The 11,643-nt window shown below is 71.9% G+C and carries 12 protein-coding genes; 10 read left to right on the forward strand and 2 right to left on the reverse strand.

Annotation, left to right across the window (positions count from 1 at the left end; all coding sequences use genetic code 11):
• Nucleotides 1-108: 108 nt before the first annotated feature.
• From ACRWNP_RS28085 to ACRWNP_RS28095, 3 genes are read left to right on the forward strand one after another with little or no spacing between them, the layout of a single operon-like run.
• Nucleotides 109-1,521 carry an MFS transporter gene (locus ACRWNP_RS28085; RefSeq protein WP_431966134.1) on the forward strand — a complete coding sequence of 471 codons (1,413 nt, stop codon included), beginning with the start codon at nucleotides 109-111 and terminating at the stop codon, nucleotides 1,519-1,521.
• On the forward strand, nucleotides 1,518-1,940 hold the full coding sequence (locus tag ACRWNP_RS28090) for a MarR family winged helix-turn-helix transcriptional regulator (protein ID WP_431966136.1): 423 nt from the start codon (nucleotides 1,518-1,520) through the stop codon (nucleotides 1,938-1,940). The genes ACRWNP_RS28085 and ACRWNP_RS28090 overlap by 4 nt, the downstream gene beginning before the upstream one ends.
• Nucleotides 1,941-1,991: 51 nt before the next feature.
• A complete protein-coding gene (locus ACRWNP_RS28095; protein ID WP_431966138.1) occupies nucleotides 1,992-2,579 on the forward strand; it encodes an NADAR family protein in 588 nt (195 codons plus the stop codon).
• On the opposite strand, the gene ACRWNP_RS28100 is transcribed toward ACRWNP_RS28095, so the two are convergent.
• The gene (locus ACRWNP_RS28100) at nucleotides 2,560-3,432 is read right to left on the reverse strand and encodes a helix-turn-helix transcriptional regulator (protein ID WP_431966140.1); all 873 of its coding nucleotides are present in this window, start codon (nucleotides 3,430-3,432) and stop codon (nucleotides 2,560-2,562) included. The genes ACRWNP_RS28095 and ACRWNP_RS28100 overlap by 20 nt on opposite strands.
• 101 nt (nucleotides 3,433-3,533) lie before the next feature.
• Between ACRWNP_RS28100 and ACRWNP_RS28105 the strand changes: the two genes are divergently transcribed.
• From ACRWNP_RS28105 to ACRWNP_RS28115, 3 genes are all read left to right on the forward strand, one after another.
• A complete protein-coding gene (locus ACRWNP_RS28105; RefSeq protein WP_431966142.1) occupies nucleotides 3,534-5,066 on the forward strand; it encodes an MFS transporter in 1,533 nt (510 codons plus the stop codon).
• A 153-nt stretch (nucleotides 5,067-5,219) separates the two neighbouring features.
• Nucleotides 5,220-6,230 carry an aldo/keto reductase gene (locus ACRWNP_RS28110; RefSeq protein ID WP_431966144.1) on the forward strand — a complete coding sequence of 337 codons (1,011 nt, stop codon included), beginning with the start codon at nucleotides 5,220-5,222 and terminating at the stop codon, nucleotides 6,228-6,230.
• 34 nt (nucleotides 6,231-6,264) lie between these two features.
• Entirely contained in the window at nucleotides 6,265-6,849 is a 585-nt protein-coding gene (locus ACRWNP_RS28115) for a TetR family transcriptional regulator (RefSeq protein WP_431966146.1), read from the forward strand.
• Nucleotides 6,850-6,943: 94 nt separating this feature from the next.
• Here the strand turns inward: ACRWNP_RS28115 and ACRWNP_RS28120 are convergent, their stop codons facing one another.
• Complete coding sequence (locus tag ACRWNP_RS28120) at nucleotides 6,944-8,326, reverse strand: glycine--tRNA ligase (RefSeq protein ID WP_431966148.1); 1,383 nt, start codon at nucleotides 8,324-8,326, stop codon at nucleotides 6,944-6,946.
• Nucleotides 8,327-8,508: 182 nt separating this feature from the next.
• Between ACRWNP_RS28120 and ACRWNP_RS28125 the strand changes: the two genes are divergently transcribed.
• The 4 genes from ACRWNP_RS28125 to ACRWNP_RS28140 all read left to right on the forward strand — a co-directional run.
• On the forward strand, nucleotides 8,509-9,486 hold the full coding sequence (locus tag ACRWNP_RS28125) for a metal ABC transporter solute-binding protein, Zn/Mn family (RefSeq protein ID WP_431966150.1): 978 nt from the start codon (nucleotides 8,509-8,511) through the stop codon (nucleotides 9,484-9,486).
• A gap of 34 nt (nucleotides 9,487-9,520) precedes the next feature.
• Nucleotides 9,521-10,282 carry a metal ABC transporter ATP-binding protein gene (locus ACRWNP_RS28130; protein WP_431966152.1) on the forward strand — a complete coding sequence of 254 codons (762 nt, stop codon included), beginning with the start codon at nucleotides 9,521-9,523 and terminating at the stop codon, nucleotides 10,280-10,282.
• Complete coding sequence (locus ACRWNP_RS28135) at nucleotides 10,282-11,175, forward strand: metal ABC transporter permease (protein ID WP_431966154.1); 894 nt, start codon at nucleotides 10,282-10,284, stop codon at nucleotides 11,173-11,175. The genes ACRWNP_RS28130 and ACRWNP_RS28135 overlap by 1 nt, the downstream gene beginning before the upstream one ends.
• A gap of 52 nt (nucleotides 11,176-11,227) precedes the next feature.
• On the forward strand, nucleotides 11,228-11,643 hold a 416-nt coding region (locus tag ACRWNP_RS28140; RefSeq protein WP_431966156.1), incomplete at its 3' end, for a Fur family transcriptional regulator.

Here is an 11,643-nt window from a genome sequence, read left to right on the forward strand (position 1 = left end):
CGGACCATTCTCCCGTATCACCCGGGAGGGATTGGGTGTAGCGTGAAATGGTTACACACATACAATCAATCCGCCCGATCACAGCGATCACGGAGACGGGAACGGCCGATGCCGGAGCTGAGCCGGGGCAGACGTCTGCTGGTGCTGGCGATCTGCTGCATGAGTCTGCTGATCGTCAGCCTCGACAACACCATCCTCAACGTCGCGCTGCCCGCCATGCGCCGGGACCTGCACACCTCCATCTCCGGGCTGCAGTGGACGATCGACGCCTACACGCTCGTGCTGGCCTCGCTGCTCATGCTCTCCGGCTCCACAGCCGACCGGATCGGCCGCCGCCGGATCTTCCGCACCGGGCTGGTGATCTTCACCGTCGCGTCCGGTCTGTGCAGCATCGCCCCCAGCCTGGAATGGCTGGTGGTCTTCCGCATGCTGCAGGCGGTCGGCGGCTCGATGCTCAACCCCGTCGCGATGTCGATCATCACCAACGTCTTCACAGATCCGCGCGAGCGCGCGCGGGCGATCGGGGCGTGGGGCGGTGTCGTGGGCATCAGCATGGCCGCCGGTCCGATCATCGGCGGCGCGCTCGTGGAGTCGGTCGGCTGGCGCTCGGTGTTCTGGCTCAACCTGCCCATCGGCCTGCTCGCCCTGGTGCTCACCACACTGTACGTGCCCGAGTCCCGGGCCCCCCGGCCGCGCCGGATCGACCCGGTCGGTCAACTGCTGGTCATCGCGCTGCTCGGCTCACTGACGTACGCCATCATCGAGGCGCCCGCGGCGGGCTGGGGCTCCCCGGTCATCGTCGGCTGCCTGGTGCTCGCCGCGTGCTCCGCGGTGGGCCTGGTCCCCTACGAGCGGCGGCGCAGGGAACCGCTGATCGACCCGCGCTTCTTCCGCAGCGCGCCGTTCAGCGGGGCGACGGTGATAGCGGTCAGCGCCTTCGCGGCCCTCGCCGGTTTCCTCTTCCTCAACACCCTGTACCTCCAGGACGTTCGCGGGATGTCGGCCCTGGACGCCGGTCTGCACCTGCTGCCGATGGCGGCCATGGCCCTGGTCTGCGCCCCGTTGTCCGGCCGCATGGTCGGCAGCCGTGGCCCGCGGCTGCCGCTGCTGCTGGCGGGTGTGGCCACCACGGCGAGCGGCGTGATGTTCGCCGCGCTGGACGCGACCGCCTCGGACGCGAAGCTGTTCACCGCGTACGTCCTGTTCGGCGTCGGCTTCGGCTTCGTCAACGCGCCGATCACCAACACCGCCGTCTCCGGTATGCCGCGGACCCAGGCCGGGGTCGCCGCGGCGGTGGCCTCGACCAGCCGGCAGGTCGGGCAGTCCCTGGGCGTGGCCGTCATGGGCGCCGCGCTCGCCGCCGGACTCGACCTCACCGCGTGGTGGATCATCACCGGCTGCGGAGTGGCGATCCTGGCGCTGGGGGCCCTGACCTCGGGCCACTGGGCGGCGGGCACCGCGGAACGCGCCGCGAAGCGGCTCGGCGCGGACGCCGCCCGGGAGCCGGTGGGTGCCCGGTGAACGAGGCCACGGCCACCCGGGTATGGCGCGGCCTGCGGACGCTCGTCCTCGAGCGCAACGAACGCCGCCGCGAGGTGGCCGACGCCCTCGGCATGAGCTTCTTCCGGGTCAAGGCGCTGCGCCGGATCGCGGCGGCCCCCGTGACCCCGGGCGACCTCGCCGCCGACCTCATCACGGACCGCCCGTATGTCACACTCGTCGTCGACGACCTCGCCCGGCGGGGGCTGGTGGAACGCACGCCGCACCCGCGCGACCGGCGCCGCAAGCTCCTGAGCGTCACACCCGCCGGGGCCGCGGCGGCGCGGGAGGCCGACCGCATCCTGGGCGCTCCCCCGCCGGGCCTGGTGGAGCTGGACGCGGAGGAACTCGCGGCGCTGGACCGGGTGGTGACCAAGCTGCTCGGATCGGCCCAGGGGTGAGCCGGGGAAAACCGGGGGCCGTTGTCGGTGCCCGGCGCTACCGTCACTGACATGACGACGCAGATCACCGAGCCCCGCGACGCCCGTTCCCGGGCAGCGCTGACGGAGCTGACCGCGCGCGGCATACGGCCCAGGTACCTGTTCTTCTGGGGCCACCGGCCGCAGCGCGACGGCAGCGTGGGCGCGGGCTGCCTGAGCCAGTGGTGGCCCTCGGAGTTCACCGTCGACGGCATCGGCTACGCCACCGCCGAACACTGGATGATGGCCGGCAAGGCCCGCCTCTTCGGCGACGACCGGGCCCTCGCCGCGATCCTCGACGCCCCGCACCCGAACGCCGCGAAGAAGCTGGGCCGCCAGGTCCGCGGCTTCGACAACGCCACCTGGGAGCGGCACCGCGAGGAACTCGTCGTCGAGGGCAACGTCGCCAAGTTCGGCCAGGACCCGGCGCTGCGCGACTACCTGCTGGGCACCGGCTCACGCGTGCTGGTCGAGGCCAGCCCGGTGGACCGCGTATGGGGCATCGGCCTGGCCGCCGACGACGAGGGCGCCGCCGACCCCCTGCGGTGGCGCGGCCTGAACCTGCTGGGCTTCGCCCTCATGGAGGCGCGGCAGCAGCTCCTCACACCGGCATCGGCATAGCGCTCGGCGCGGACCCGGCCATCTCGTACGCGTACAGCCGTTCCAGCCGTTCGCGGGTGGCAGCGTCCGCCGGGCAGTAGGTGACCAGCCGCGGACCCTGGCTGGGGCCGAGCCACAGGTGCGTGAAGTGGAAGGTCAGCAGACCGACCCGGGGGTTGAGGAAGCGCTTGGTGCGGTTCTCCGGTTCCTGCACCTCATGACGCTCCCACAGCTCGCGGAACTCCGGTGAGGCCTGCTCCAGCCGCTTGACCAGGGACTTCCACGCGGGCTCCGCGAGGTGCTCGGCCATCGCCGCACGGTACTTGGCGACCAGCTGCCGGCTGGTGTCGTGCCAGTCGGGCAGGCCCTCGCGCCAGGCCGGGTCGGTGAAGACCAGCCACATGATGTTGCGGTCCTCGAAGGGGAGGCTGTCGAGGTCGCTGATGAGCCGCGCGTAGGTGCGGTTGTGCGCGATGACGTCGGTGCGGCTGTTGAGGACCGCGGCCGGCAGCGGCTCCAGCTTCGCCAGCATCTCCCGGATCTGGTCGGACATCCCCGGGCACTGGGCGCGCGGGTTGGGGTCCTGCACCCCGGCGAGCAGGAAGAGGTGGGTGCGCTCGTTCGGGTCCAGCATCAGGGCCCTGGCGATGGAGTCGGCCACCTGGGCGGAGATCCGGATCTCGCGGGCCTGCTCGAGCCACGTGTACCAGGTCACCCCGACCGCGGCGAGCTGTGCCACCTCCTCACGGCGCAGCCCGGGAGTGCGGCGTCGGCGGCCGGGCGGGAGTCCGACCTGCTCGGGGGAGATCCGTTCACGGCGGCTGCGGAGGAAGGAAGCGAGTTCGCTCCGCGCGGCGGCGCTGGGAGACGTCATACCTCCAGGGTGCCTGACACCCCAGACCATTGCCAGGTGGTCGCGATACCTGGATAAACGCTCTCTGGTACCCCCCTGGGAACAAGGTCATCGTGGCATACGTGACCGATCGCATCGAAACCTCCGTATCCACCGGCCTCCGTTCCCGCGCCGAGGTACGACCCCACGTCATCCAGGTGGACGCCACCGGCCCGGCACCGGCCGCGAGAACCGCGCCACCGGCCGCGGGGGCGCCGCCCGGCCCCGCCGCGCCGGCGCTCAGCCCGCTGGGACTGTTCACCGTGCTGCTGGGCGCGGCGCTGCCGCTCATCGACTTCTTCATCGTCAACGTCGCCCTGCCCGCCATCGAGACCGACCTGCACGCCGGGGTCGCCGTGCTGGAGCTCGTCGTGGCCGGTTACGGCGTGGCGTACGCCGTGCTGCTGGTGCTCGGCGGCCGGCTCGGCGACTCCTTCGGCCGCCGCCGGCTCTTCCTCGCCGGCATGGCGGCCTTCGGCCTGACCTCGCTCGCCTGCGGCCTGGCGCCGGACGCGTGGGTGCTGGTGGGCGCCCGCGTCGCGCAGGGCGCGGCGGCCGCGCTGATGCTGCCCCAGGTGCTGGCCACCATCCACTCCGCGACCGCCGGTCACCGCAGGGCCAGGGCGCTGAGCCTGTATGGCGCGACCGCCGGCCTGTCCATGGTCGCGGGCCAGATCCTCGGCGGCGTCCTGGTCGCCGCGGACATCGCGGGCACCGGCTGGCGCGCGGTGTTCCTGGTCAACGTGCCGGTCGCGGCGGCCGGTCTGCTGCTCGCGCTGCGCTCGGTGCCGGAGACTCGTTCCGACCGTCCCGCGCCGGTCGACCGGCCGGGCACCTTGCTGCTGGCGGTGTCGCTGGTGACCCTGCTGGCGCCGCTGACCGAGGGCCGGGCGGCCGGCTGGCCGGCGTGGACGTGGGTGTCGCTGGCGATCTTCCCGTTCGCGGCCCTGGCGTTCTTCCTGGTCGAGCGGCGGGCCGACCGGGCCGGGCGGATCCCGCTGGTGCCGCCGAGCCTGTTCGTGCTCACCGGGATGCGGCGGGCGCTGCCGCTGATGGTGCCGTTCTCCATCGGCTTCGGCGGTTTCATGTTCGTGATCGCCGTCGCCCTGCAACAGGGCCTGCGCTACGGGCCGGTGGAGGCGGGCGCCACGCTCGTGCCGATGGCCGTGGCGTTCTTCCTGGCCTCGCTGGCCGGACCGCGCCTGGTGGGCCGCTACGGCGGGCGCGTGGTCACGGCGGGCGGCGTCCTGCAGGGCGTCGGCGTCGCGGTGCTGGCGCTGACCGTGGCCCGCAGCTGGGGACCGGGGATGACGGCCTGGGCCCTGCTGCCGGGTGTGGCGATCGCGGGCCTCGGTCAGGGACTGCAGCTGCCGGTGCTGTTCCGGCTGGTGCTCGCGGACGTCCCGGCCGAGCGGGCCGGGGTGGGCAGCGGGGTCATGGTCACCACCCAGCAGTCGGCGCTGGCTCTGGGCGTGGCCACCCTCGGAACACTCTTCCTCGCCCTGGCCCCCTCGCACGGGACGCGGGAGGCACTGGTCACGGTGCTGGTCGTGCAGCTCGCGGCGGTGGTCGTGACGGCGCTGGCCAGCCTGCGGCTGCCGCGCCAGGTGGCCTGAGGAGCCGCCGGGCCGGGTCCGGGACCCTGGTCCGGCCCGTGGAGACGGAGCCGGGAGTGACACGTGTGCTGACAGATATTGAAATCTGTCAGCACATGTGCCATTGTTGCCGGCATCCCCGCACGACCTCCTGATGCGACCAAGGAGTCCCCTTTGCAGAACCGCACCCTCGGTTCCTCCGGCCCCACCGTCTCCGCCCTCGGCCTCGGCGCCATGGGCATGTCCGCCCTCTACGGCGACGCCGACCGCGGCGAGTCGATCGCCACCGTCCACGCCGCCCTCGACGCCGGCGTGACGCTGATCGACACCGGCGACTTCTACGGCATGGGCCACAACGAGCTGCTCGTCGGCCAGGCCCTGCGCACGGCCTCCCCGGCCGACCGCGAGAAGGCACTGGTCAGCGTCAAGTTCGGCGCCCTGCGCGGGCCCGGCGGCGAGTGGCTGGGCCTCGACGGCCGCCCGGCCGCCGTGAAGAACTTCGCCGCGTACTCCCTGCAGCGCCTGGGCGCGGACCACATCGACGTCTACCGCATCGCCCGGGTCGACCCGGACGTCCCGATCGAGGAGACCGTCGGCGCCATCGCCGAGCTCGTCGAGGCCGGCTACGTACGGCACATCGGCCTGTCCGAGGTCGGCGCCGCCACCCTGCGCCGGGCCGCCGCCGTGGCCCCGATCAGCGACCTGCAGATCGAGTACTCGCTGATCTCCCGCGGCATCGAGGACGAGATCCTGCCCACCGCCCGCGAACTGGGCATCGGCGTCACGGCGTACGGTGTGCTGTCCCGCGGTCTGATCAGCGGCCACTTCACCCGCGACCGGCAGCTGGCCGGCAACGACTTCCGCGCCATGAGCCCCCGTTTCCAGGGCGAGAACCTGGAGCACAACCTCGGGCTGGTCGAGGCGCTGCGCAAGATCGCGGAGCAGAAGGGCGTCACGGTCGCCCAGACCGCCATCGCCTGGGTGCTGTCCCGGGGCGAGGACATCGTCCCGCTGGTGGGCGCCCGCACCCGCGAGCGGCTGGCCGAGGCGCTGGGCGCGCTGGACGTGACCCTGGACGCGGACGACCTGGCGGCGATCGAGACCGCCGTCCCGGCCGGCGCGGCCGCCGGCGAGCGCTACCCGCAGTCGCAGATGGCCCACCTGGACAGTGAGCACCGGCACTGACGGGCACCCGCCCGGCCCTGGGAGAATGGCGACCATGCCACCCGAGACGCTGACCGCCGAACGCATCCTCGAGACCACGGAAGAGGTGCTGCGCCGTTACGGCCCGGCCAAGGCCACCGTGGTCGACGTGGCCCGTGCCCTCGGCGTCAGCCACGGCAGCGTCTACCGGCACTTCCGCACCAAGGCCGCGCTGCGCGAGGCCGTCACCCAGCGGTGGCTCGACCAGGCCCACGCGGAGCTGTCGGCGATAGCGGAGGACGGCGGGCGGCCGGCCCAGGCGCGGCTGCGCGCCTGGCTGGAGGCCCTGTTCGCGGCCAAGCGGCGCAAGGCGGGCGGCGACCCCGAGCTGTTCGCCACCTACATGGCGCTGACCGAGGAGCACAGCTCCGTGGTCGCCGGTCACGTCGCGGTCATGGTCGGGCTCCTCACCCGGATCATCCGGGACGGCGTGGCCGGCGGGGAGTTCGCCGCCGGCGACCCCGGGGCCGCCGCACAGGCGGTGTGGGACGCCACCGCCCGCTTCCACGACCCGGCGTACGCCGGGTCGTGGTTCAGCCCGGGCGTCGACGCCGCGTACTCCGCGGTCAACGACCTGATCCTGCGCGGCCTGAGGCCCTGAGCCCCGGCCGCCCGGGCCCCGCGGACGCGCGAAAGGCGCCCGGCCACCCCGAGGGGGGTGACCGGGCGCCTTTCGCATGCGTCCGGGTCCGGGCCTAGCAGCCGAGCAGCCGGCCGCCGAGGTAGGCCTCGACCTGGTCCAGCGAGACGCGCTCCTGCTTCATGGTGTCGCGCTCGCGCACGGTGACCGCGTTGTCCTCGAGGGTGTCGAAGTCGACCGTCACGCAGAACGGGGTGCCGATCTCGTCCTGACGGCGGTAGCGGCGGCCGATGGCGCCGGCGTCGTCGAACTCGATGTTCCAGTGGCGCCGCAGGTCGGCCGCGAGGCCCTTCGCCTTGGGCGAGAGCTGCGGGTTGCGCGACAGCGGCAGGACGGCGACCTTGACCGGCGCCAGGCGCGGGTCGAGGCGCATGACGGTGCGCTTCTCCATCACGCCCTTGGCGTTGGGGGCCTCGTCCTCGTTGTACGCGTCGAGCATGAAGGCGAGCATGGCGCGGTTGAGACCCGCCGCGGGCTCGATGACGTACGGGAAGTAGCGCTCACCGGCCTCCTGGTCGAAGTACGACAGGTCCTGGCCGCTGGCCTGGCTGTGCGCCTTGAGGTCGTAGTCCGTGCGGTTGGCGATGCCCTCGAGCTCGGAGAACTCGGTGCCGCCGAAGTTGAAGCGGTACTCGATGTCGACGGTGCGCTTCGAGTAGTGGGACAGCTTCTCCTTGGCGTGCTCGTACCAGCGCATGTTCTCCTCGCGCATGCCGAGGCCCCGGTACCAGTCCCAGCGCTGCTGCATCCAGTACTCGTGCCAGGTCTCGTCCTCGCCCGGCTTGACGAAGAACTCCATCTCCATCTGCTCGAACTCACGGGTCCGGAAGATGAAGTTGCCGGGCGTGATCTCGTTGCGGAAGGACTTGCCGGTCTGGGCGATGCCGAACGGCGGCTTGCGGCGCGAGGTGGTCTGCACCAGCGAGAAGTTGGTGAAGATGCCCTGCGCGGTCTCCGGACGCAGGTACGCGACCGAGCCGGAGTCCTGGGTCGGGCCCAGGTGGGTGGCGAGGAGGCCGGAGAACTGCTTGGGCTCGGTGAAGGTGCCCTTGTTGCCGCAGTTGGGGCAGTTGAGGTCCGACAGGCCGTTGGCGGGCAGGTGGCCGTGCTTGGCCTCGTACGCCTCCTCCAGGTGGTCGGCGCGGTAACGCTTGTGACAGGAGGTGCACTCGGTGAGCGGATCGGTGAACGTGGCGACGTGACCCGAGGCCTCCCAGACCTCACGGGCCAGGATCACCGAGGAGTCGAGGCCGACCACGTCCTCCCGGGAGGTGACCATCGCGCGCCACCACTGGCGCTTGATGTTCTCCTTCAGTTCGACGCCCAGCGGCCCATAGTCCCAGGCGGCGCGCTGACCGCCGTAGATCTCGCTGCAGGGGAAAACGAAGCCACGGCGCTTGCTCAGGCTGACGATGGTGTCGATCTTGTCGGCGGCCACGGTGCTCTCTTCAGACGACGAAGCGGTCGGTGAGGTCCGCCGGGTCGCGTGCGGTCCGGCGAATACCTCAGATTACCGGCGGGTGCGGGGGCTGTATCAAATCGGTTCCACAGTGCGGGGGCGGCGGGTCCGGCCACTAAGCCAATTGACAATCGTTTCCAGTTTTGTTGAAAATGGGTGTCATGAACATAGGTCGTGCTCTGGTCCCCCTCACCGCCGTCGCCGGGCTGGTCGCCCTCTGCGCCTGTTCCACCGCCGGCGCGAGCGGGAACGACGGCAGGCTCAAGGTCACCGCCTCCTTCTATCCGATGCAGTTCCTGGCCGAGCAGATCGGCGGCGGGCACGTCGACGTGACCGGACTGACCAAACCCGGGACCGAGCCCCACGACCTGGAGCTCACCCCCCGGCAGACCGGCGAGCTGGGCGAGTCCGACGTCATCGTCTACCTCAAGGGCCTGCAGCCCGCGGTCGACGACGCGATAGCCCAGTCCGGCGTGGCGAACACCGTCGACGCCGCGGCGCTGACCACCCTGGAGGACCACGGCACCGAGGTCGACGGCCAGCACCACACCACCGGGGACAACCACACCGGGCACGAGGACGAGGTGGGGTCCCCCATGCCGGAGGCCCGGGGAGCGTCCGCCGACCCGCACATCTGGCTCGACCCGGTCCGCTACGCCGAGGTCGCCGAGGGTGTCGGCAAGGCCCTCGCCAAGGCCGACCCCGGCCACGAGGCGACCTACGAGAAGAACACCGCCGCGCTGGTGAAGAAGCTCGACGCGCTGAACACCGACTTCGAGGACGGGCTGAAGAACCGCACCTCGGACACCTTCATCACCACCCACGCCGCCTTCGGCTACCTCGCCGAGCGCTACGGGTTGGTCGAGGAGGCGGTCAACGGCATCGACCCGGAGTCCGAGCCCAGCGCCGCCCGGATGAAGACGCTGCACACCCTCGCCAAGGACAAGGGAGTCAGCACCGTATTCTTCGAGACGCTCGCCAGCGACCGGACCGCCAGGACCCTCGCGGGCGACCTCGGCCTGAAGACCGCGGTGCTCGACCCGATCGAGGGCATCACGGACAAGTCCGCGGGCCGCGACTACTTCGAGGTCCAGCACGGCAACCTTCAGGCCCTGCGCGCGGCGCTCGGCGCGAAGTGAGGCCACGATGACGGAGCCAGGTACGGAGGCTGGAATGGACACGGTCATATCGATGCGGGGCGCGACCGCCTCGCTCGGCTCACGGCCGGTGCTGCGCGGCGTCGACCTGACCGTGCGGCGCGGAGAGGTCGTCGCGCTGCTCGGCGCCAACGGCTCGGGCAAGTCCACCGCGATCCGCGCCGTGGTCGGCCAGGTGCCGCTCACCTCGGGCGGACTGGAGCTGTTCGGCACCCCGCTGAACCGGTTCCGCGACTGGTCCCGCATCGGCTACGTGCCGCAGCGCACCACGGCGGCCTCCGGCGTCCCCGCCACCGTGCGCGAGGTCGTCTCCGCCGGGCGGCTGGCCCGTACGAGGCTGGGCCCGCCCCGCAAGGCGGACCGCCGGGCCGTGGAACGCGCCCTGGAACTGGTCGGGATGGCCGACCGGGCCGGCGACCCGGTCGAGGCGCTCTCCGGCGGCCAGCACCAGCGGGTGCTCATCGCCCGCGCGCTGTCCGTCGAGCCCGAACTGCTGATCATGGACGAGCCGATGGCCGGCGTCGACCTCGCCAGCCAGGAGGTGCTCGCCGGGACGCTGCGCGAACAGGTCTCCGTGGGCACCACGGTGCTGCTGGTCCTGCACGAACTCGGGCCGCTGGAGCCGCTGATCGACCGCGCGGTGGTGCTGCGCGACGGCTGCGTCGTCCACGACGGACCCCCGCCGAAGGCCCAGGGGCAGCACGCGCTGCCCGGCCACGACCATGTCCACCCGCACGCCGGTCACACGGCCGAGCCGATCCGGACGGGGCTGTTCTGATGGAGCTGTTCTCCTACGCCTTCATGCAGCGGGCGCTGATCGCCGCCGTCCTCGTCGGCATCACCGCCCCCGCGATCGGCATCTACCTCGTCCAGCGCCGTCAGTCGCTCATGGGCGACGGCATCGGCCACGTCGCCCTCACCGGCGTCGGCCTCGGCTTCCTGCTCAGCACCAACCCGGTGTGGATGGCGACGGCCGTGGCGGTCGCGGGCGCGGTCGTCATGGAACTCATCCGCTGGTACGGCAGGACGCGCGGCGACATCGCGCTCGCCATGCTCTTCTACGGCGGCATGGCGGCCGGCGTGCTGTTCACCTCGCTCGCGCCGAACGGCTCCAACGCCAACCTGCTCACCTATCTGTTCGGCTCCATCACCACCGTCTCGCCGCAGGACATCACCGCGATCTGCCTGCTGGCCGGCTTCGTGGTGCTGGTCACCGTGGGCCTGCGACGGCAGTTGTTCGCGGTCTCCCAGGACGAGGAGTTCGCCCGGGTCACCGGCCTGCCGGTGCGGCTGCTCAACCTGCTGGTCGCCGTCACGGCGGCGGTCACGGTCACCGTCGCCATGCGGGTCGTCGGGCTGCTGCTGGTCAGCGCGCTGATGGTGATCCCGGTCGCCGCCTCCCAGCAGATCGCCCGCAGCTTCGCCACGGCCTTCGCGCTGTCGGTCGTGATCGGCGTGGCGGTCGCCTTCTCCGGCACGGTGACCTCGTACTACGCCGACGTGCCCTCCGGGGCGACGATCGTGCTGCTGGCCATCGGCGTCTTCGTCACGCTGACGCTGCTGGCCGCGCCCCTGGCGAAAAAGCGTGCACGCCGTGCCGCGGTGGACGGGACACGGTGCACCCTGGAAGTACCCGCGGCGCGTCCCACCGAGGACGACGTCCGGGTGTGAGCACCCGGCCTGGCAGAATGACCGACCGAACCGATCGAGTAGGAGGCCACCGGTGACGACCGCCAAGCCCCCCGTCCGCGGACGATCGACACGGCAGCGTGCCGCCGTAGCCGCGGCCCTCGCCGAGGTCGACGAGTTCCGCAGCGCCCAGGAGCTGCACGACCTCCTGAGGCACCGGGGTGACTCGGTCGGCCTCACCACGGTCTACCGCACGCTGCAGTCCCTCGCCGACGCCGGCGAGATCGACGTGCTCCGCACCGGGGACGGAGAGTCCGTCTACCGGCGCTGCAGCAGCGGTCACCACCACCACCTGGTCTGCCGCGTCTGCGGCAAGGCCGTCGAGGTCGAGGGTCCCGCGGTCGAGAAGTGGGCGGACACCATCGCCGATGAGCACGGTTTCGTCGACGTCGCCCACACCGTGGAGATCTTCGGCACCTGCGCCGACTGCGCCGGCTGCGGGGGGGGGGG

Source organism: Actinacidiphila sp. bgisy160 (genome assembly GCF_965342435.1).
Lineage (GTDB): Bacteria > Actinomycetota > Actinomycetes > Streptomycetales > Streptomycetaceae > Actinacidiphila.

Bases quoted from the DNA above. Each gene is read 5' to 3' on its own strand.
- ACRWNP_RS28095 (WP_431966138.1), top strand. From the start codon at position 1,992: ATGACGACGCAGATCACCGAGCCCCGCGACGCCCGTTCCCGGGCAGCG.
- ACRWNP_RS28115 (WP_431966146.1), top strand. From the start codon at position 6,265: ATGCCACCCGAGACGCTGACCGCCGAACGCATCCTCGAGACCACGGAA.
- ACRWNP_RS28125 (WP_431966150.1), top strand. From the start codon at position 8,509: ATGAACATAGGTCGTGCTCTGGTCCCCCTCACCGCCGTCGCCGGGCTG.
- ACRWNP_RS28085 (WP_431966134.1), top strand. From the start codon at position 109: ATGCCGGAGCTGAGCCGGGGCAGACGTCTGCTGGTGCTGGCGATCTGC.
- ACRWNP_RS28130 (WP_431966152.1), top strand. From the start codon at position 9,521: ATGGACACGGTCATATCGATGCGGGGCGCGACCGCCTCGCTCGGCTCA.
- ACRWNP_RS28100 (WP_431966140.1), bottom strand. From the start codon at position 3,432: ATGACGTCTCCCAGCGCCGCCGCGCGGAGCGAACTCGCTTCCTTCCTC.
- ACRWNP_RS28135 (WP_431966154.1), top strand. From the start codon at position 10,282: ATGGAGCTGTTCTCCTACGCCTTCATGCAGCGGGCGCTGATCGCCGCC.